We start from the raw sequence: 19,806 nt of genomic DNA, 5'->3' as shown, positions 1-19,806 counted from the left end.
CCGCCGCCTGCCGTCGGCGGCCCGGCCTCACGACCCGCGGCGCCACCGACCACCCCTCATGCGGACACCCCGTCCAGGACGCCCGTCCAGATCCCGAGCGCCGGAAGGCAGGCACCGGCCGCGAAGACCCAGGCGGCGGCGACGGCACGGGCGTAGGGGGCGCAGTGGCCACCGGTCCATCCGCGGGAGAGGGCCAGCAGCCGGTCGGCCTTCTGCCGTGTCGGGTTCTTCTCCTGCTGCCGGGTGAGGAAGCCGGACAGCCGGTCCGCCGACTCCCTGTCCGTGACCGCCTCGGCGTCCGCGCGCATCTCCATCAGGGTGGGCAGAACGCGGCGGGCGCGGCTGTTGGCGTAGAGGCCGCCGGTCAGGGTGAGGGCGAAGGCGGCCATCGAGGCGAGGGTCTGCGCCGGGCTCTCGATGGGGGTGACGGCGAGGGCCGTCACCCCGTCGAAGCACACGGCGGCCTTCCCCGCCGCCGGAACATGGCGCAGATAGCGCCGCCGCATCGGATCGCCGTGGCGCAGATGCGAGATCTCGTGCCGGAGCAGGACCGCACCGGCCGGGCTTCTGAGCAGGGTGCGCCAGCTGCGCGGGATGGCGACGTGGACGGTGGGCCTGCGGACGTTGAGGGTGAGGGCGTGGTAGAGGAAGGTGCCCGCGACCGCCCAGAGGGCGACGACCAGGACGACCGCGGGCACCAGGAGACGATCGCCGTCGAACGGCGGGGACATCCGGTCCTTCAGGAAGGCGAAGCCCAGTCCGGCGGCGGCGCCGATGGCCCACAGGGACTTGCGGCGCTGGAGTCTCGTGCCCCAGTCCTCCATCCGGCCGAGCCGTCCCGGGGACGGCTGGGGGACGTGGACCACCTTCAGGTCGGCCACCGGGGACCAGGTGGAGACCGCGTCCAGCCGTGCGGTGTCCAGCCCGGCCGAGTGGAAGGCGTCCCGGACGCGCACCCAGCCCTTCGCCGACCAGTCGACCGGGTGCGGGGCCTCGTCGGCCTCACGGCCGCTGAGGGAGTCGGCCCGCCACTCGTGGACGAGGGGCAGCAGGAAGACCACCAGCAGGACGAGGACGGCCAGGAACGCGGTGCCGCCGACCGCGGCCGGTACGGACAGCGGATCGTCCCCGGTGGTCATCACGCTCGCCCCGGTGACGGGCGCCGCGCACAGCGGCCCGATGAGCACGGTCCAGCAGGTCCGCTCGGCCCGGCGCAACCGGCGCAACCGGCGGACCGGGGACGTGGGGGTCATGGGCGGCCGGGTCCGGCGGGGTCCGCGCTGTCATGAGCGCCGTCGTCGCCGCCGTCGGCATCGTCGCCGGGGCCGCCGTCGCTGCCGTCGCCAGGGCTGTCATCCGTACCGTCGTCGGGGCCGGACTCGGAGCGGATGAGCGCTTCGGCCTGGATCCGTACGACGGCCCGTACCGTGTCCGGGTCCACCTCCTGGGGCAGCCTCAGCTCCACCGTCACCCGCCGGGCGAGCCCCGCCGTGCTGTCCCCGTCCTCCCCGGTGTCCGTCCCGTCCTCGGTGGCGTCGCCGCGCAGGCAGCGCCTGAGATAGCCGACGGCGTCCCGCACTCCGCGCTGTACAGCCATGTCGGTGGCCGTCGAGAGCACCTTGAAGGCGATCTGGCCGAGCACGGACAGCCCGAAAGGCCACTCCGCCGTCTCCGACGCGTGCCCCTGCCCCTCCGCCGTCAGCTCCGGTGGCTCGCACGGCGCGGGGGACGGCGTGTGCGGGTCCACTCCACCAGCTGCCGGGCGGTCCAGGTGGTGATGACGCGCTCCGTCGGCACCCCGCATTCCACCGCCCGGGCACATCCGCCTGGCTGCCAGTCGAGCTGGCCGGGCGCGTGGGCGTCGGTGTCGATGGAGAAGAAGGTCCCCGCCCGCACGGCCTCCCGCAGCAGCCGGCGCGGCGGATCCAGCCGCTCCGGACGGCAGTTGATCTCCACGGCGGTACCCGCGGCCGCGCAGGCGCCGAAAACCTCCTCATGGTCGAAGACCGACTCGGGGCGCTTTCCGCCGAGCAGCCGTCCGGTGCAGTGGCCCAGCACATCGACGCGCGGATCGCTGACGGCGGCCACCATCCGGCGGGTCATGGGACGGGCGTCCATCCGCAGCTTGGAGTGGACCGAGGCCACCACCACATCCAGCCGGTCCAGCAGCTCCGGCTCCTGGTCCAGGGAGCCGTCGGGGAGGATGTCGACCTCGATCCCGGTGAGCAGCTGGAACGGGGCGAGTTCCTCGCGCAGCTCGGCCACCACGTCCAGCTGGGCGCGCAGCCGGTCCGCCGTGAGGCCGCGGGCCACCGTGAGCCGCGGGGAATGGTCGGTGAGCACCGCCCACTTGTGTCCCAGCCGCGCCGCCGTACGGGCCATCAGCTCGATCGGGGAGCCGCCGTCGGACCAGTCCGAGTGCATATGGCAGTCCCCGCGCAGCGCGGCGCACAGCTTCGCCGCCTCCTCGTCGGGTTGGTGCCCGTCCTTGGCCGCCTCGGTCTCCAGCCTCGCCAGATACCCGGGCACCTGGTCCTTCAGCGCCTCCTGGACCACCTGCGAGGTCTTCGGGCCCACCCCTTTGAGCGACCGGAGGGTGCCGTTCGAGGCGCGCCGCTCCACCTCCCCGGGGTCCATACCGGCGAGCACCGCCTGAGCGGTGCGGAAGGCACGCACCCGGTAGGTCGGCGCCTGGGCGCGCTCCAGGAGAAACGCGATCCGGTCCAGGGCCTGAAGGGGGTCCATCGGGCGCACCTCGCTGTGTGTGGCGGCCGCGCGCCTCAGGCGCGGCGGTTCGGGCGGCGGCCGGGCGGCTGATGGGGTTCGGGGCGTGCCGTCAGCTCGTCGATGTCGCAGATCTGCGATGTCTTCTCGGAGACGGTGATGGGCCGCCCGTAGTGCCGGATCTCCAAGGGGGCACCCTCGGCCAGGGAGTAGGTGGCACAGCGGGGGGTGATCTCCACGCGCAGCTTGCGGCCCAGCACCTGCACGATGAAGGCGAGCCGGGCCAGCTTCTCGGGCAGCTTGGGCGAGAACTCCAGCCCGCCGTCGCGCTGCCGCATCCCGCCGAACCCGGCGACCAGGGCGATCCAGGTGCCGGCGAGCGAGGCGATGTGCAGACCGTCGCGGGTGTTGTGCTCCAGGTCCTTCAGGTCCATCAGGGCCGCCTCGCCCAAGTAGTCGTAGGCGAGCCGCAGATGGCCGACCTCGGCCGCCATGACGGCCTGGGCGCATGCGGAGAGGGAGGAGTCCCGGACCGTCAGCCGTTCGTAGTAGTCGAAGTTGCGGGCCTTCTGCTCCTCGGTGAAGCACTCGCCGCGCAGATACATCGCCAGCACCAGGTCGGCCTGTTTGACCACCTGTTTGCGGTACATCTCGAAGTACGGGAAGTGGAGCATCAGCGGGTACTGGTCCGGGCGCGTGCCCTGGAAGTCCCACTCCTGGTGGCCGGTGAAGTCCGTGGACTGCTCATGGACGCCCAGGGACTTGTTGTACGGGACCGACATGGACTCGGCGGCGTCCCGCCAGGCGGCGGACTCCTCGTCGTCGACGCCCAGTTCGGAGCTCCTCTCCGGGTGGCGTTCGACGATGTCCGCGGCGGCCCGCAGGTTCGACTGGGCCATGAGGTTGGTGTAGACGTTGTCGTCGGCGATGGCGCTGTACTCGTCGGGGCCGGTCACCCCGTCGATGTGGAAGCGGCCGTGGTGGTCGTGGTGGCCGAGGGAGCGCCACAGCCGGGCGGTCTCCACCAGCAGTTCCACGGCCGTCTCGCGCTCGAAGTAGTCGTCACCGGTGGCGGCGACATAGCGCACCACCGCGTCCGCCACATCGGCGTTGACGTGGAAGGCGGCGGTGCCGGCCGGCCAGTAGGCGGAGCATTCCGAGCCGTCGATGGTGCGCCAGGGGAAGGCGGCGCCGTCGTGGTTCAGCTGCCGGGCCCGGTCCCGGGCGGCGGGCAGGATGGACTGGCGCCAGCGCAGCGCCTCGGCCACGGACTCGGGGAAGGTGTAGGTGAGCAGGGGCAGTACAAAGGTGTCGGTGTCCCAGAAGGAGTGGCCGTCGTAGCCGGAGCCGGTGAGGCCCTTGGCGGGGATGGCCCGTTCCTCGGCGCGGGCACCGGCCTGTACGACGTGGAAGAGGGCGAAGCGCACGGCCTGCTGGATCTCGGCGTCCCCCTCGACCTCGACATCGGCGCGGGACCAGAAGTCCTCCAGCCATTCGCGCTGCTGGTCCACCAGCCCGCGCCAGCCGGTGCTGGCGGCCCCGGCCAGCGCGGCCTCGACCTGGTCGCGTACGGCGGGCAGCGAGCGGGCGCCGGACCAGCCGTAGGCCACCAGCTTCTCCAGCCGCAGGACCTGGCCCGGCTCCAGCACCGAGGTGACGGTCAGCCGGGCGACGTCGTCGGCGCTCTCGCTGGCGTGGCGGGTCGGGGGCGGTCCGGTGATCAGGTGGTCGGCGGCGGCCGCGACCCGCAGCCCGCTGGCGTCGGTGCAGTGGATCAGCCGCAGCCGCTTGTCGTCGGCGGCGTTCTCCTCGGGCTTCAGCGGGGACTCCAGGGCCTCGGCCACCCGGGGGTCGCCGGCGCGCTCGGGAAGCTGCTCGTTGGCGACCAGTTCGGACTGGACGACGACGCGGATCCTGGCGTCGAGCGCCTCCACCTCGTAGGCGATGGCGGCGATGGCCCGCTGGGTGAGGGAGACCAGCCGGGTGGAGCGGACCCGCACACCGATACCGGAGGGGGAGGTCCATTCGCAGGTGCGGTGCAGCAGTCCGCCACGCAGATCGAGCACGCGCTCATGGGAGCGCAGCCGTCCGTAGCGCAGATCGAATGGCTCGTCGTCCACCAGCAGCCGGATGATCTTGCCATTGGTGACGTTGATCATGGTCTGACCGGCCTCGGGGTAGCCGTATCCGGCCTCGGCGTAAGGCAGGGGACGCCGTTCGTACACACCGTTGAGATAGGAGCCGGGGAGCCCGTGGGGCTCCCCCTCGTCGAGATTGGCGCGCCAGCCGACATGCCCGTTGGAGAGTGCGAAGACCGATTCGCTCTGGGGCAGCAGATCGAGCCGGAGATCGGTCTCCCGCAGCGCCCAGGGGTCGACGGCGTACGAGGCATCGATGATCACGAATCGTCCTCCAGCAGCTCGGCGAGATCCTCGACCACGATGTCGGCGCCGTGCGCGCGCAGCGCGTCGGCCTGCCCCACGCGGTCCACGCCGACGACACAGCCGAAGTGCCCGGAGCGCCCGGCCTCCATGCCGGCCAGGGCGTCCTCGAAGACGGCGGCGGCCTCGGGCCCGGTGTCCAGCTCCCGTCCGGCCTCCAGGAAGGTGTCCGGGTGCGGTTTGCCGGGCAGCTTGCGCTCGGCGGCGACCACACCGTCGATCCGCACCTCGAAGAGGTCCTCTATACCGGCGGCGATCAGCACATCGCGGCAGTTGGCACTGGAGGAGACGACCGCGGTCCGCAGCCCCTCGGCGCGTACGGCGGCCACGAAGCGCACCGATCCCGGGTACGCCTCGACTCCCTCCTTGCGGATCTTCTCCAGGACCAGGATGTTCTTACGGTTGCCCAGGCCGTACACGGTGTCCCTGTCGGGCGGGTCGTCCGGCTCGCCGTCGGGGAGGTCGATGCCCCGGGAGGCCAGGAAGGTGCGCACCCCGTCGGCGCGTGGACGGCCGTCCACGTACTCGTCGTAGTCGCGGGCCGAGTCGAAGGGACGGAAGGAGGCGCCGTCGCGCCGCCGCAGGAACTCGTCGAACATCTGCTTCCACGCCGCCGCGTGCACCACCGCGGTCCGGGTCAGCACGCCGTCGAGGTCGAAAAGGCAGGCCCGCACGCCGTCGGGCAGGCAGAGCTTGGTCATGGCCCCCGATTCCCCCGGGAACGCCGGAATATGCGGCCCATGGCGACAGGATCCGGACCTTCCGCCACGCGGCGCGCCAGGACGGCCACGCAGCGCCGGACTGCGGCAACCCGCCCCTGCACGACGGCAACCCGGCCCGGCAGGACGGTCACCCGGCGCCGGACAACGGCAACCTGGCTCGCCACCCCGCGCAGCACCGCGACCGCCCGCGCGGCACCGGGGGCCACCCCGCGCCGCGTGGTGGTCGGTCAGCGCGGGGTGACGGTGTGCCCCTCGTGGCGGGAGCGGTCGGCGGCCTCCAGAACGGCTACGACCTCGCGGGCGAACCGTACATCGCAGGGGTCGGGCGCGCCGCCGTCGCGGGCGCCGCTCAGCAGCCGGTCGACGGCCGTGGCGAAGGCCGCCACCGCGGTGGTCCCCGCCTCGGGGACCACCGCGATCCCGCGCTCGCCGTAGAAGTCGCAGGAGAAGCCCTGGGCGGCGGGCCGGGCGTCGAGGGTGAGGGCGAGCGTGCCGATGGCGCCGGACTGGTGGCGCAGCAGCACATGCGCGGCGCCGCGCGGCCCGTCGAGGGCGGTGACCTCGGCCACCGGGCCGAGGACCGGGAGCAGGACGGAGAGGGAGTGCGGACCGACGTCCCACAGTCCGCCGCGCTCCCGCCGCCAGCGGGATTCGCCGTAGCGGCCGCCGGGCTGGAAGATCGAGGCGAAGGCGGTGGCACGGCCGCCGTCCCAGCCACCGGCCGCCGCGGTCTCCTCGATGAAGGTCTCGACGGGTGCCGCGAAGCGGTTGGTGAAGAACACGACCGAGGCCAGCCCGCGCTCGTCCACGGCGCGCACGATCCGGTCGGCCTCCTCGGTGGTGAACGCGAGCGGCTTGTCCAGGAGCAGATGGCGCCCGGCCAGCGCGGCCCGCTCGGCGAGGCCGCTCTGGATGTCCGGCGGGAGGGCGATGGCGACCGCGTCCACGTCGGCGATCAGCGCGTCGGCGTCCGGGTAGGCGCGGGTGCCCCAGCGGTCCGCCAGCGCCTTCGCCTTCTCCGGATCGCGCCCCCAGATCCCGGCCAGTTCGGCCACGGGGTGGGCGGCGAGCGCCGCCGCGTGGGTCTCGGCCGCCCAGTGTCCGGTGCCCAGCACTCCGAACCGCACTGTCCGTCCCCCTCCGCACGGAGCCCCGGGGGTGTTCCCCGGGCGTCGGCGGCGATCCTACGCCCGTACGGCCCGGCCGCTCAGGCCCGGTGGACGGATCTTCGCGCCCGCGACATCGGCGGCCGAGGCCGCGGGGCCCATGGCGTCCGGCGCGGGGCGCACACAACCCAGCGGGTCCCGGCACCGCGGGCCCGTGAAGATCCGCTGGACGGGGGCGATGGTGGTGTCCTCCTCCCCCGCTTGGCCGCGGGTGGATGCCGGTGGGCCGGGGCGGTGCCAGGGTGAGGCCACGGCCGGCCGCGGTGCGGGTGCCGGCCGATGCCCACCCTCACCGCTGGAGGACCCCGTGGCCCGTGGCTCGTCCCGCCCCCGTGGCTCGTCCCGCCCCCTCTCCCGCGCGTACCGGCGGCGCGCCACGGTCCGGGCCGCGGTGGCCCTGCTGCTGTGCGGGGCCGTGGTGCCGGCCTGCGCCTCCTCCAGCGAGCACAAGCCCGGCGGGGCGGAGTCGGCGGCGGCGCGGGAGAGCGCTCTGAAGGCGTCGGCCGCGGCGAAGAGGAAAGCCGAGAAGAAGGCCGAGCAGGCCCGGCTGCTGCCGGGGATGCCGCCTCCGCTGGACCCGCATGACCTCTACGCGGCCGACCGGCCGGGGATGCTGTCCCGGACGGTGAAGGACTATCCGTCACGGGTGTATGTGCCCAATACGCTCTCGGACACGGTGAGCGTCATCGATCCGAAGAAGTTCAAGGTCATCCGCACTATCCAGGTGGGCCATCAGCCGCAGCACGTGGTGCCCTCGTGGGATCTGAAGACGCTGTGGGTCAACAACGATCTGGGCAACTCCCTCACCCCCATCAACCCCGCCAACGGGCGGGTCGGCCGCCCGGTGTCGGTGCATGACCCGTACAACCTCTACTTCACCCCGGACGGCAAGTACGCCGTGGTGATGGCCTCCAAGGACCGGGAGCTGGTCTTCCGGGACGCCCACAGCATGAAGGTGGTCAAGTCGGTGCCGACGAACTGCTACGGCGTCAACCACACCGACTTCTCGCCCGACGGGCGCTACTTCATCGTCTCGTGCGAGTTCTCCGGTGAGCTGCTGAAGGTGGACACGGCGAGGAAGAAGGTGGTCGCCAAGCAGCGGCTGCCGATCGCCGGGGCCATGCCGCAGGACGTCAAGATCTCGCCCAACGGCAAGACGTGGTACATCGCCGACATGGTGGCGAACGGGCTGTGGGTGCTCAACGGCGACACCTTCGGCAAACCGCGGCTGCTGCCCACCGGCAAGGGCACGCACGGCCTCTACGTCAGCCGCGACTCCCGTTCGATGTACGTCTCCAACCGCGGCGAGGGCACCATCTCGGTGCTGTCCTTCAAGACCGGCAAGGTGACGCGGAAGTGGCGGCTCCCCGGCGGCGGCAGCCCCGACATGGGCGGGGTGTCCGACGACGGCAAGGTGCTGTGGCTCTCGGGCCGGTACAACGCCGAGGTCTACGCGATCGACACCCACAGCGGCCGGCTGCGCGCCCGGATCCCGGTCGGTGGCGGCCCGCACGGGCTCGCGGTCTACCCCCAGCCCGGCCGCTACTCCCTCGGGCACACCGGAATCTTCCGCTGAGGCGATGGCGGCCATGGGCGGCCTTGGGCGCCCATGCACGACGGCTATCTCCATAGCCTGCCTATATAGAGGCATGATATAAAACTAGATGTGGAATACACGCAGCAGTCCGGACCCCGGGAACCCGACACCCCCGCGGCCCGTGAAGAGGTCGCGGAGGCGCTGGAGCAGCTGGCGTTCTTCGCGGTGCGCCATCTGACCAACCGGGACATCAGCTTCACCGCGGCCTCGACCCTCGGCCGGCTCAGCCGGGAGGGCCCGTCCCGGCTGACGGCCCTGGCCTCCGACGAGGGTGTCACCCAGCCCTCGATGACCCAGCTGATCCAGCGGCTTGAGCGGCAGGGTCTGGTGACCCGGGTCGACGATCCGCACGACGGGCGGGTGGTGCTGGTGGCGATCACCGACAGCGGGCGGGAGCTGCTCGCCGAGCGGCGCCGCGGCCGTACGGACCGGCTCGCCGAACTGCTGGCCACCCTCTCCCCCGAGGACGAACAGGCACTCGCCACCGCCGTCCGCGCCGCCACCCCCGCCTTCCAGCGGCTGGTCGAGAACGCGGCACGGGCGCGGAAGGCCCCGGGGACCACCGCTTCCTGAATCAACCGGCACCCTGCCGCGCCACGGCTCGCCATGTCGTCACGGCTCGGGCCCTGAACCACGGAGCATCATTTGTCCGCTCATCCCAGCGCCCCCAACCCCTTCAAGCAGCCGAAGGCCGTATGGGCGGTCGCCTTCGCCTGTGTGATCTCCTTCATGGGCATCGGCCTCGTGGATCCGATCCTGCCCTCCCTCTCCGCCAAACTGCATGCCACGCCGAGCCAGGTGTCGTTGCTGTTCACCAGCTATCTGGTGGTCACCGCGGTCGCCATGCTGCTCACCGGGTTCGTCTCCAGCCGTATCGGCGCCAAGCGCACCCTGGTGGCCGGTCTGGTGCTCATCGTGCTCTTCAGCGCGGCGGCCGGGGCGTCCGGCAGCATCGACGGGATCGTCGGCTTCCGCGCCGGATGGGGCCTGGGCAACGCCCTGTTCATCGCCACCTCGCTCGCCGTGATCGTCGGCTCGGCCAGCGGTGGCTTCGCCGGCGCGATCATCCTCTACGAGACCGCGCTGGGCATCGGCATCGCGATCGGGCCGCTGCTCGGCGGTGAGCTCGGCGCGATCAGCTGGCGCGGGCCGTTCTTCGGTGTGGCGGTCCTGATGGCCATCGCACTGATCGCGACCATCGTGCTGGTCCAGCCCACCCCGACCCCGGCGCGCAAGGCTTCGATCGCCGACCCGATCAAGGCGCTGCGCCACCGCGGACTGCTCACCATGGGGCTGACCGCGCTCTGCTACAACTGGGGCTTCTTCACGGTGCTGGGCTATGCGCCGTTCCCCATGGACCTGGGCACCCATGAGCTGGGCTATGTCTTCACCGGCTGGGGTCTGCTCGTGGCCTTCTTCTCGGTCTTCGGCGCCCCCTGGCTACAGGCGCGGCTGGGCATAGCCCGCTCCCTGTATCTGAATCTGGCGCTGTTCGCGCTCGACATCCTCGTCATCGGCCTCTTCACCGACTCCACGACGACGCTGATCGTGGCGGTGATCGTGGCCGGCGCCTTCATCGGGATCAACAACACCATCACCACCCAGGCGGTGATGACCGTCGCCCCCGTGGAACGGCCCGTGGCCTCCGCCTCCTACGGTTTCGTCCGCTTCATCGGCGGCGGTCTGGCACCGTACGCGGCGGGCAAGATCGCCGAGCACAGCGGGGTGCATCTGCCCTTCTACATCGGGGCCGCGGCGGTCGCGCTGGGCATCGGCGTCCTGGCCACCGGGCATTCGCTGCTCGCCGAGGCCGAGCGCGTCCAGGCGGCGGAGGCGGCCGGTCACACCCCGGCCGAGGAGCGGCGGGAGACGCTGGAGAAGCAGGCGCTGGCCGAGGAGCTCGGCTCGGCCGGGTGACGCGAGGGACGGGCCCCGGGCCGGCACACGCGGCGACGTCGACCGGACCGCCGACGGCCCCGGCGGCCCGTCCGTACACCCCCTCAGGTCACACCCCTCAGATCCGCATGCCCTCAGATCCGTTCAGATCCGCCAGGAGCGGATGTTGCTGGCCGCGTCGAAGACATCGGCCTTGCTGGAGAGGATGTCGCGGACCAGGTCGATCAGCGCCCCGTACGGCGGGTCGATGCCCTCGCCCGAGGCATGCATATAGGCGACCGCGGTCGCGGCGGCGAATCGCGCGTTGCTCGCCGGGAGCGGTTTGAGCAGCGCGATGGTGTGCAGCAGGGCCGCGGCCCGCCACGCGGGGTCGGGGTCGACACCCAGGCGCGGCGGGTCGACGCGGTGGCGGGCGACGGCCGCCACCAGACCCGAGAAGTCCGAGATGGCCGGCTGTTCCGGCATGACCTCCTCATGGCGCTGAAGCAGCCAGGGGACGTCGATATGCAGCAGCGGCACCATGGTCAGGCGGCCTGCCCCGGTCGGCGGTGCTCATCGTCGGGAAACGCGTCCGCGAAGGCGTCGGCATTGTCCGCGAAGAACCGCCGGAAGACCTCGGCACCCTCCTGTAGAGCGCGGTGACGCGCGATGTCGGCCACGGTCGCCTCCCGGACAAGGGCCTTCATCGTCGTACCGCGCTCCTTGGCGATCTGACGGAGGTCCTCCAGTTCTCGATCGCTGAATTCCACGTTGAGTGCTGACATGCGGGACACCCTACTCAGCAGGTACCCCGTCAGCAATCGCCGCAGCTCAGATCATGTTTTTGTAGGTACTTGACAAATCTTTCAAGCCATTACGGACGGCCGCGGCCGGGGACCGGAGCGCCATCGGGCCCCACCCGGACAAATGGGTCGCGCACCTCGCGGTCCGTCAGGTTCCGGTACGCGGCGGGGCGTCGGAAGGCGTCCCCCCACGCCTCCCGGCGCCGGTAGTCGCGCAGTGCGTCGAGGTCGAAGACCGCCGGATAGACCCCCTCGGCCTCGCCCGCCTCGACCACCAGGGTGTCCCGCGACCGCCCGTCGGCGAAGGCGACACCGTCGTGGGCGACGGAGTGGCCCCAGCCGGGACCGGCGTAGTTGGCCATGGCCATACCGGTCATGTTCTCCCCGGCGCGGGAGCGGAACTGGGAGAGCCGGTTGATCTCCAGCTCGCAGGCGTTCGGGGTGAGGACGATCTCCGCCCCGGCGAGCATCAGGGCGCGGGCGCTCTCCGGGAACTCCCGGTCGTAGCAGATCATCGCCCCCGTCATCACCTCGCCCACCGCCGTGTCCAGGGCGCACACCTCGAACCCCTCCCCCGGGGTCAGCCCGGCCTCGGGCAGGTCGAAGGCGCAGGTGTGCACCTTGGCGTAGGTCAGGACCAGACGGCCGTGCCGGTCGATGAGGGAGAGGGTGTTGCGCGGCGGTCCGTCCCAGCGCTCCAGGTAGGTGAGCGCGATGGCCATCTCGAGCTCGGCGGCCAGCTCACGGAAGTGGATGACGAAGGGCGAGTCGCGGGAGATCGGCTCGCCGAGCCAGACGGACTCGGGCCGCGGCGCGCCCGAGGTGCGGGCGCCGTCCCACAGCGACGGATGGCGGTAGACGTCGCCGTCGTCCGAGCCGTCCGGGATGGCGACGCTGTAGCCGTTGCTCCACATCTCCGGGAAGAGCGCGATATCGGCGCCCATGGCCCCGGCCCGGCGGCAGGCCGCCTCGCCGAGGGCGAGGTTCCTGGCCGGATCGGGTCCGGGCCGGGCGAGTTGGAGCAGGGCGACGGTGAGGGTGGTCATGGCGAATTCCTCCTTCGGTACCTGATGACATGCGGGCGGCGCTGCGAAGGAGGTGTCCCGGCGGGCCCCGGGGGCGGGGCGAGCGTCAAAGCATGCCGCCACGCTACTCGTGGGCGGGGTGGCTCGGCGAGGGGCCGTCCCGCCCGGATCCCGGTGGCGGGAAGCGGGTAGAGCTGCCCGTACGGCGTGATCGCCGAAGGGACCGGCCAGGAACACCAAGGGGAATGGGGTATGCGGTGAGGATCGAGTCGGCCGAGGTCGTCGTCACCAGTCCGGGGCGCAATTTCGTCACCCTGCGCATCGCCACCGAGGACGGTGTCACGGGTCTGGGGGACGCCACGCTCAACGGCCGTGAGCTGGCCGTCGCCTCGTATCTGCGGGACCACGTGGTGCCGCTGCTGCTCGACCGGGACGCCTCGCGCATCGAGGACGCCTGGCAGTACCTGTACCGCGGGGCGTACTGGCGGCGCGGGCCGGTGACCATGGCCGCCATCGCGGCCGTCGACACCGCGCTGTGGGACATCAAGGCCAAGGCCGCCGGGATGCCGCTGTACCAGCTGCTGGGCGGGGCGTCGCGCACCGGGGCGCTGGCCTACGGGCACGCCTCCGGCCGGGACGTCCCCGAACTGCTCGACTCCATACGCGCCCATCTGGAGCGGGGCTATCGCGCGATCCGCGTCCAGACCGGCATCCCCGGGCTGGACTCGGTCTACGGGGTGGCCGCCTCCAGCGCGGGCGGCGGGGAGCGCTATGACTACGAACCCGCGCGCCGGGGCTCGGGGCCCCGGGTGCTGCCCGCCGAGGAGAGCTGGGACACCCGGGCTTATCTGCGCCATGTGCCGACGGTGTTCGAGGCCGTACGGGAGGAGTTCGGCCCGGAGCTGCCGCTGCTGCACGACGGTCACCACCGGATGACGCCCATCCAGGCGGCCCGGCTCGGCAAGACGCTGGAACCCTACGACCTGTTCTGGCTGGAGGACGCCACGCCCGGCGAGGACCAGGCCGCGCTGCGGCTCATCCGGCAGCACACCACCACCCCGCTGGCCATCGGCGAGGTCTTCAACCACGTCCACGACTACACCACCCTGCTGAGCGAGCGGCTGATCGACTATGTGCGCTCGGCGGTGACCCACACCGGCGGGATCACGGCCATGCGCAAACTGCTGGATTTCGCCGCGGTCTACGGGATCAAGTCCGGAATCCACGGCCCGACCGACATCTCCCCGGTGGGCATGGCCGCGGCGCTCCACCTCGATCTGGCCATCCACAACTTCGGCATACAGGAGTACATGCCGCACACCGCGGACACGCTGGAGGTCTTCCGCACCTCCTTCCGCTTCGAGGACGGGCTGCTGCACCCCTCCGACACCCCGGGCCTGGGCGTGGAGCTGGACACCGAAGCCGCCGCGGGCTTCCCCTACCAACCCGCCTATCTGCCGGTGAACCGTCTGGTGGACGGCACGGTGCACGACTGGTGAGCGGAGGTACGGTGAGCGTCGTAGTAGGAGAGAAGAGGGAGCATGGAACAGCGTGAGTTCGGTCGGCTCGGCCGGAAGGTCTCGGTCGTGGGCCTGGGAACCTGGCAGCTGGGCGCGGACTGGGGCGAGGTCGACGAGCGGGACGCCCTGACCGTGCTGGAGGCGGCCGTCGAAGCCGGCGTGACGTTCTTCGACACCGCCGATGTGTACGGGGACGGGCGCAGCGAGCAACTCATCGGGCGGTTCCTGCGGGAGCGCCCGGACGCCGGGATCTTCGTGGCCACCAAGATGGGGCGGCGGATGCCGCAGCTGGCGGAGAACTACTCCCTGGACAACTTCCGCGCGTGGACCGACGGCTCGCGGGCCAACCTGGGCGTGGACGTCCTGGATCTGGTGCAGCTGCACTGCCCGCCGTCCTCGGTGCACTCCTCGGAGGCGGTCTTCGACGCGCTGGACACGCTGGTGGCCGAGGAGCGCGTGGCGGCGTACGGGGTGAGCGTCGAGACGTGTGCGGAGGCGCTGGCGGCGATCGCGCGTCCGGGGACGGCGAGTGTGCAGATCATCCTCAACCCGTTCCGGCTCAAGCCGCTGGAGGAGGTCGTACCGGCGGCGCGGGAGGCCGGTGTGGGGATCATCGCGCGGGTGCCGCTGGCGTCCGGTCTGCTGTCCGGGAAGTACACCAAGGACACCGTCTTCGCCGAGAACGACCACCGCACCTTCAACCGGCACGGTGAGATGTTCGACCAGGGCGAGACGTTCTCGGGCGTGGGCTTCGAGGAGGGCGTCGAGGCGGCGGTGGAGTTCGCGGAGCTGGCCCCGCGGGGAGCCACTCCCGCGCAGACGGCGCTGCGGTGGATCGTCCAGCAGCCGGGCGTGACCTCGGTCATCCCGGGGGCGCGTTCGCCCGAGCAGGCTCGGGCGAACGCGGCCGCGGCGGGGCTGCCCCCGCTGCCGGACACCACGCTGGACGCCGTCGGCGATCTGTACGACCGGCGGCTTCGGGCCCAGGTGCACCATCGCTGGTAGCGGTGGCACGAGGGGCTCAGAAACCGGCGTCCGCCGCCCACCGCGCGAGTTCGCGCCGGGCGGCGGCGCGCAGCTCCGCCGAGGGGGCCGCGGTGCCGTCGGCGATCAGCGCGTAGTGCACGGTGCCGGTGCCCTCGCCGGCCGGGGCCGAGAGCACCAGCTGGTGCGCGCCGGTGTCGCCGGGCTCCGCGGCGGTGGCGATGGGGTGGTCGGCGGTGTGGCCGTGCGCGGTATACGCGGGCGGCCCGGTGACGGTGCCCAGATCGGAGACGACGGTGGTCAGGGCGGGGTCGAAGTCGCGGGGCAGACGCAGTTCGGTGGGTGCCCCGGTGCCGCCGCCGGAGCGCCACACCAGCATGCCGTAGCGGCCGGAGCCGGTGAGCTCGGCCACGTTCGGCAGAGTGCCGGGGATGCGGTCCCAGCCGAGCGTGGTGGAGCCGTCGCGTGAGCGGTCCTCGAAGGTGAAGGCGAGGGTGCGGCCCGCGACGGCGCGCGGATAGAGCCGGTCCAGCAGCCGTGCGTCCGGGCGCAGCCCGGCGCCACCGGAGTCGTCGAGGCGGACGGCCGAGAGGTCCTCGCCGTTCCAGGCGTCGCCCTCGGTGAGGGTCTTGCCGGTGTTGCCGTTCATGGCCTCGTGGTGGCGGCCGCTGTAGATGTCCCACTGCCACTGGGTGGAGGAGAGCACGGCGCCGGAGGCGGCCGGGCGGGTCCACCAGGTGGCGCCGGGGAGGCGGGAGTCGAGCGCCTGGTACATGCCCTTGACGACGGTGGGGGCCTTGTCGGAGGTGAAGCCGGTCAGCGGATGGCCGAACTCGCTCATGACGGCGGGCAGGTCAAGGGCGGTGGCGCGGTCGCGCAGGGTGCCGAAGTCGCCCGAGTACTGGCCGTCGCCCGCCTTGCCGGGCATGAAGACGCCGGAGATGGCCTTCTGGTCGTAGTAGTGGGTGTTGAAGACATAGCCGGGCCCTGGCCTTCCCGCGTCGAGGAGTCCGCCCTCCTGGCGCTGGAAGTCCAGATTGGAATTCCAGAACATGTTGGGCTCCACGAAGGCGGGCTTGTCCCGCCAGCCCGCGGCGTCCATACGGGCGCGGAACTTCTCGTAGAAGGGCCACAGCACGCTCTTCTCCCAGGTGCGGCTGTTCTGGCCGGCGTCGTACGCGCCCGCGTAGGGCTCGTTGAGCGGGTCGAAGCCGACGACGCGGGTGAACTGGTCGTCGGTGAGGTGCCGGGAGAGATAGGTCATGGTCTTCTCGGCGGTGGCCAGGAAGGCGTCCTGGACCCGGACGGTGCCCGCGCCGGTGGTCAGGGCGCGGTTGCGCCAGAAGTCGCGGGTGGCGTTCATGACCGCCTGGTTCTGGGTGATGTTCTGGCCCCAGTGGACGCAGATGCCACAGGACTCCCTGGGGTATCCGCCCGCGTCGATCACCCATTTCGGGGCGCCGTCGCCGCTGTACCAGCTGTCCTTGTGGAAGAGGTGGCCGGAGTACAGGTCCTGGTGGAAGTCGGGGAAGACGCGGATCCCGGCGTCGAGGAACGCCTTCATCTGCGCGGTGGCCTTCTCCAGATAGACGGTGTCCACCTGGCCGGGCTCCGGCTCGGCATGGGCCCAGGAGAGCAGGAAGCGCACCGCGTTGGCCCCGGTCAGATGGCGCATGGCGGCCGCGGATTTCCTGGCGTCGTCGGTGGTGGCGAACGGAAGCCCGCCGTTCTCCTCCAGCTTGGTCTCGCCGGACACATTGAAACCGCGCAGCACGACCTCGCGGCCGTGGCCGTCGGCGAACCGAGCGCCGTCCACGGTCACCTGGTCCGCCGCCCGGCCGTCGAACCAGGGCGCCTCGGCCGCGGCCGCCGGAGTGCCCGGGGCCGCGGCCGCCGCCAGCAGAGACACGGCCACCCCGAGCAGCCGGGTGCGGCCCGGTCGGCGGCGGCCGATCCGTATCCCTCGTGTCACATGAGTCGGCATGGACCTACCGTCCAGTAAACCTGAGGGTCCGTCAACTACTCGTCAACTACCCGTGTACGGAGCCCAGTTCAGCCGCGTGGCCGATACGGTCACCCCTGGAATCCATGGCCCAGGGACGCACCGGCCTCCGGCGCCCCGAGGGAGTCGGGCCCGAAGGAGACGACGCCATTGGTGGTCAGGCCGCCCGCCTGGCCGCGCAGCACCCAGGCCGCACCGCTGGTGGAGTGGGCGCCGTCCTCGTCGGGGGCGCCCACGGCCAGGTCGTCCTTGCCGTCGCCGTCGGTGTCGGCGAGCCGGACCGCCGCGCCGAAGTGGTCGCCCGCCTCCGCGACACCGGGGACACCGGCGGTGTCCTGGGTGAACGCCTGGGCTCCGGTGCCGGACAGCCCGCCCCGGCCGCCGTAGAGCTGGACGACGCTGCCCGCCTCGTCCTGGCCGGCCTCCAGGTCCTCGTACGGGATGCCGACGGCGACGTCCGCGTAGCCGTCGCCGTTGACGTCGCCGGCGCTGAGCGAGTAGCCGAACTGGTCGCCGTCCTCGTTGATGCCGGGGACACCCGCGGTGTTCTGGTCGATGGTCGTGGTGCGGGTGGTGCTCGGCCCCGACGCGGTGCCATAGAGGACCTTGAGGGTGCCGTGGTCGTACGGCAGGTTCTCGATGACGTCGCCGGGGACGGTGCGCAGGATCAGATCGCCATGGCCGTCCTTGTCGACGTCGCCGATGGCCACGGAGGCGGCGTCGGTCAGATCGGCCGCCTTCTGCGACAGGCCCTGGGCGTCACCCTTGAAGAACAGGCTGGACTGGGACATCTCCTCGAAGGCGTGGGTGGAGACGAGGTCGTCCTTGCCGTCGCCGGTGACGTCGCCCGTGGTCAGAGAGGTCGGCGCGTCGAACCTGCCGGTGTCGGAGAAGGAGCTGCCCGCGTCCTTGCCGTCACGCGTGAACGGGCCGAGCCGGACGCGCACTCCGGTCTTCTCGTCGTCCGGGCCCTCGCCGGTGGTGACCACATCGGCCAGGTCGGCGTGGCCGTCGCCGTTGAAGTCGCCGCCCGCGATGACGCTGTCGCCCCAGTGGTCGCCGTTGCCCGCGGGCAGCTGGGTGGCGTCGGCGAGGCCGTTCGCCGACCCCCACAGGACCGTGACGGCCGGGGACCTGCCCGTCTGGACGGCCAGATCGGTGTAGCCGTCGCCGTCGAGGTCGCGGGCGACGGTATGGGCCCCGAAGTAGGCCGAGTCGGCGGGATCGCCGGGGACGCCCTCGGTCGCCTGGCTGATGACCTGGCGGTGGGCGGTGTCCGCGCCGGAGGCGGAGCCGTAGACCACGGCGACGTAGCCGGCCTTGGCCTTGCCGCCCACCGTGCCGGTGGGGGCGGAGACGGCGAGGTCGGCGCGTCCGTCCTTGTTGAAGTCGACCTTCGGGGCGGAGGCCGCGGCGGTGCGGGCCTCGGCGGCGCCCGCGGAGGGGGCGCCGAGCACGGCGGGGGTGGTCACGAGTGCGGCCACCGTCGCGCAGCGCAGAACGGTGGTGAGGGAACGGGGGCGCACAAATCCTCCTGCTCGTTGATGAGCGTTTACCTCATGTACACCCAGCAGGACCAGTGACGCCGCCTCAGGGTTGCACCGCCGATTCCAGAGATTTCCTTAGTCCGCCTCGTCCACATAGCGGAGCACGCCCATCATGTGTGTCTCGTCGACCTCTTCGTCCGCGGCCGCCACGCATTCGACCAGCCGCTTGGTGAGGATCTCGGCGTCGATCCCGGTGCCGATCAGCACCAGCTGGGTGGTGCGGGGCGCATCGCGCTCCCAGGGCGACGGCTGGAAGCGGAGATACGAGCCGACCGCGTGCAGCCCGAACCTGTGCTCGGCGCCCGCGCCCGCGAAGTGGAGGAATCCCTTGGCGCGGTAGAGGCCCGCCGGGCGGCTGTCGAGGAACTCCATCAGCCGGCGGGGGTGGAGCGGCTCGGCCGAGGTGAACTCCACGCTCTCGTACGCGGCGTGGAGGTGGTGGCCGTGGTCGTGGCCGTCGGCGCACCCATCGGCGGGGCATCCGTCGGCAGCACATCCGCCGTCGGCGGCCTCGCCGTCGGACGCGTCGTCGGCGTACACATCGGCGAACGACAGCTGCCGGAAGCGTTCCCCGGAGGTCTCGCGGGGCCGGTGGTCGATGAGCAGGGCGGCGTCGACACGTCCGTGTGCGGCGGTCAGCACCGGGACACCTGGGGCGGTCTCCTCGATGGTCTCCAGGAGACGCCGCCGCTCGTCCTCGGCGATACGGTCGGTCTTGTTGAGCACGATCAGGTCCGCCGCGCGGAGGTGACGATCGAGCTCGGGGTGGCGGATGCGGGTGTCGGGAAACTCCGCGGCGTCCACGACCTCCACCAGGCCGCCGTAGACGATCCGTTCATTGGTGCTGGACAGCAGCGCACGGATCATGCTCTGTGGTTCGGCGAGGCCGCTTGCCTCGATCACCACGACATCGATGCGCAGCTCCGGATCGGTGAGCCGCTCGAGCATCTCGTCCATCTCGGAGGCGTCCGCCGCACAGCACAGACAGCCGTTCTCGATCGGGATCATCGAATCGACCTGCCCGGCGACGGCCATGGCGTCGATGTTGATGGATCCGAAGTCATTGACGATGACGCCGATCCGGGTGTCCGAGCTGTCCCGCATCAGATGGTTGAGCATCGTCGTCTTCCCGGAGCCCAGAAAACCCGTGACGAGAATGACCGGAATCCGTTGTGTGGCCAAGGTTGCGTCTCCGTGCGGCGGCTCATGGTGGTCTCGGGGGACCGCTCATGTTATCCGGCCGCGGACCGGGCCGATCACCTTCCGTGGACTCCAGCACTCCCCGGGCCCCGGCTCGCCCCTCATGGGCGAACCGAGGCGGCGGCGATCAGCAGTCCGATCACACCGAGCGCCACCGCTCCCCAGGCCACCGCGGTCACCCAGGGCGCCCCGGCCGTGGC

General features: G+C 71.7%; 17 protein-coding genes. 5 read left to right on the top strand and 12 right to left on the bottom strand.

Features of this window, described 5'->3' with window-relative positions; genetic code table 11:
* Positions 1-56: 56 nt before the first annotated feature.
* The 6 genes from AB0E24_RS43255 to AB0E24_RS43230 all read right to left on the bottom strand — a co-directional run bounded on the left by AB0E24_RS43255 (position 57) and on the right by AB0E24_RS43230 (position 7,014).
* Positions 57-1,253, bottom strand: coding sequence for a hypothetical protein (locus AB0E24_RS43255; protein ID WP_359385329.1), 1,197 nt, complete (start codon positions 1,251-1,253; stop codon positions 57-59).
* Positions 1,250-1,747 carry a hypothetical protein gene (locus tag AB0E24_RS43250; protein ID WP_359385327.1) on the bottom strand — a complete coding sequence of 166 codons (498 nt, stop codon included), beginning with the start codon at positions 1,745-1,747 and terminating at the stop codon, positions 1,250-1,252. Before AB0E24_RS43250 ends, AB0E24_RS43255 begins: the two co-directional genes overlap by 4 nt.
* Complete coding sequence (locus AB0E24_RS43245) at positions 1,699-2,745, bottom strand: PHP domain-containing protein (protein ID WP_359385325.1); 1,047 nt, start codon at positions 2,743-2,745, stop codon at positions 1,699-1,701. The genes AB0E24_RS43250 and AB0E24_RS43245 overlap by 49 nt, the downstream gene beginning before the upstream one ends.
* Before the next feature lie 35 nt (positions 2,746-2,780).
* A complete protein-coding gene (locus AB0E24_RS43240; RefSeq protein WP_359385323.1) occupies positions 2,781-5,126 on the bottom strand; it encodes a glycoside hydrolase family 65 protein in 2,346 nt (781 codons plus the stop codon).
* Positions 5,123-5,866 carry an HAD family hydrolase gene (locus AB0E24_RS43235; protein WP_147965430.1) on the bottom strand — a complete coding sequence of 248 codons (744 nt, stop codon included), beginning with the start codon at positions 5,864-5,866 and terminating at the stop codon, positions 5,123-5,125. Before AB0E24_RS43235 ends, AB0E24_RS43240 begins: the two co-directional genes overlap by 4 nt.
* 248 nt (positions 5,867-6,114) lie before the next feature.
* The gene (locus AB0E24_RS43230) at positions 6,115-7,014 is read right to left on the bottom strand and encodes a Gfo/Idh/MocA family protein (protein WP_099016126.1); all 900 of its coding nucleotides are present in this window, start codon (positions 7,012-7,014) and stop codon (positions 6,115-6,117) included.
* Positions 7,015-7,360: 346 nt separating this feature from the next.
* On the opposite strand from AB0E24_RS43230, the gene AB0E24_RS43225 reads away from it, so the two are divergent.
* The 3 genes from AB0E24_RS43225 to AB0E24_RS43215 all read left to right on the top strand — a co-directional run bounded on the left by AB0E24_RS43225 (position 7,361) and on the right by AB0E24_RS43215 (position 10,567).
* Complete coding sequence (locus AB0E24_RS43225) at positions 7,361-8,629, top strand: YncE family protein (protein WP_459117471.1); 1,269 nt, start codon at positions 7,361-7,363, stop codon at positions 8,627-8,629.
* 90 nt (positions 8,630-8,719) lie between these two features.
* Positions 8,720-9,223 carry a MarR family winged helix-turn-helix transcriptional regulator gene (locus tag AB0E24_RS43220; protein WP_093700204.1) on the top strand — a complete coding sequence of 168 codons (504 nt, stop codon included), beginning with the start codon at positions 8,720-8,722 and terminating at the stop codon, positions 9,221-9,223.
* 72 nt (positions 9,224-9,295) lie between these two features.
* Positions 9,296-10,567, top strand: a complete 1,272-nt coding sequence (locus tag AB0E24_RS43215) for an MFS transporter (protein WP_079153630.1) — start codon at positions 9,296-9,298, stop codon at positions 10,565-10,567.
* 123 nt (positions 10,568-10,690) lie between these two features.
* Here the strand turns inward: AB0E24_RS43215 and AB0E24_RS43210 are convergent, their stop codons facing one another.
* The 3 genes from AB0E24_RS43210 to AB0E24_RS43200 all read right to left on the bottom strand — a co-directional run bounded on the left by AB0E24_RS43210 (position 10,691) and on the right by AB0E24_RS43200 (position 12,374).
* Positions 10,691-11,068 carry a toxin Doc gene (locus tag AB0E24_RS43210; RefSeq protein WP_069871618.1) on the bottom strand — a complete coding sequence of 126 codons (378 nt, stop codon included), beginning with the start codon at positions 11,066-11,068 and terminating at the stop codon, positions 10,691-10,693.
* Between the two features lie 2 nt (positions 11,069-11,070).
* Positions 11,071-11,310: a hypothetical protein gene (locus AB0E24_RS43205; protein WP_069871789.1), complete on the bottom strand. Its 240-nt coding sequence runs from the start codon at positions 11,308-11,310 to the stop codon at positions 11,071-11,073.
* 89 nt (positions 11,311-11,399) lie between these two features.
* On the bottom strand, positions 11,400-12,374 hold the full coding sequence (locus tag AB0E24_RS43200; RefSeq protein WP_359385319.1) for a carbon-nitrogen hydrolase family protein: 975 nt from the start codon (positions 12,372-12,374) through the stop codon (positions 11,400-11,402).
* Positions 12,375-12,610: 236 nt separating this feature from the next.
* Here AB0E24_RS43200 and manD point away from each other — a divergent pair, with 236 nt between their 5' ends.
* Together manD and AB0E24_RS43190 are read left to right on the top strand one after the other, a co-directional pair.
* Complete coding sequence (gene manD / locus AB0E24_RS43195; protein ID WP_232636932.1) at positions 12,611-13,852, top strand: D-mannonate dehydratase ManD; 1,242 nt, start codon at positions 12,611-12,613, stop codon at positions 13,850-13,852.
* Between the two features lie 42 nt (positions 13,853-13,894).
* Complete coding sequence (locus tag AB0E24_RS43190) at positions 13,895-14,878, top strand: aldo/keto reductase (RefSeq protein WP_359385316.1); 984 nt, start codon at positions 13,895-13,897, stop codon at positions 14,876-14,878.
* A gap of 16 nt (positions 14,879-14,894) precedes the next feature.
* Here AB0E24_RS43190 and AB0E24_RS43185 read toward each other — a convergent pair whose 3' ends face one another.
* From AB0E24_RS43185 to AB0E24_RS43175, 3 genes are all read right to left on the bottom strand, one after another.
* The gene (locus AB0E24_RS43185; RefSeq protein WP_359385314.1) at positions 14,895-16,841 is read right to left on the bottom strand and encodes a cellulase family glycosylhydrolase; all 1,947 of its coding nucleotides are present in this window, start codon (positions 16,839-16,841) and stop codon (positions 14,895-14,897) included.
* Positions 16,842-16,930: 89 nt separating this feature from the next.
* Entirely contained in the window at positions 16,931-18,385 is a 1,455-nt protein-coding gene (locus tag AB0E24_RS43180) for an FG-GAP and VCBS repeat-containing protein (RefSeq protein ID WP_359385312.1), read from the bottom strand.
* 96 nt (positions 18,386-18,481) lie between these two features.
* A complete protein-coding gene (locus tag AB0E24_RS43175; RefSeq protein WP_359385310.1) occupies positions 18,482-19,588 on the bottom strand; it encodes a CobW family GTP-binding protein in 1,107 nt (368 codons plus the stop codon).
* Between the last annotated feature and the right edge of the window lie 218 nt (positions 19,589-19,806).

The sequence above is a fragment of the Streptomyces malaysiensis subsp. malaysiensis genome (genome assembly GCF_040653035.1).
Lineage (GTDB): Bacteria > Actinomycetota > Actinomycetes > Streptomycetales > Streptomycetaceae > Streptomyces > Streptomyces malaysiensis.
The sequence above is the reverse complement of the archived record's forward strand: the minus strand, read 5'-3'. Positions and strand labels throughout refer to the sequence as shown.

Coding starts and splice junctions, on each gene's coding strand:
- AB0E24_RS43255 (WP_359385329.1), bottom strand. CDS start 1,253: ATGACCCCCACGTCCCCGGTCCGCCGGTTGCGCCGGTTGCGCCGGGCC.
- AB0E24_RS43245 (WP_359385325.1), bottom strand. CDS start 2,745: ATGGACCCCCTTCAGGCCCTGGACCGGATCGCGTTTCTCCTGGAGCGC.
- AB0E24_RS43235 (WP_147965430.1), bottom strand. CDS start 5,866: ATGACCAAGCTCTGCCTGCCCGACGGCGTGCGGGCCTGCCTTTTCGAC.
- AB0E24_RS43210 (WP_069871618.1), bottom strand. CDS start 11,068: ATGGTGCCGCTGCTGCATATCGACGTCCCCTGGCTGCTTCAGCGCCAT.
- AB0E24_RS43205 (WP_069871789.1), bottom strand. CDS start 11,310: ATGTCAGCACTCAACGTGGAATTCAGCGATCGAGAACTGGAGGACCTC.
- AB0E24_RS43200 (WP_359385319.1), bottom strand. CDS start 12,374: ATGACCACCCTCACCGTCGCCCTGCTCCAACTCGCCCGGCCCGGACCC.
- AB0E24_RS43190 (WP_359385316.1), top strand. CDS start 13,895: ATGGAACAGCGTGAGTTCGGTCGGCTCGGCCGGAAGGTCTCGGTCGTG.
- AB0E24_RS43185 (WP_359385314.1), bottom strand. CDS start 16,841: ATGCCGACTCATGTGACACGAGGGATACGGATCGGCCGCCGCCGACCG.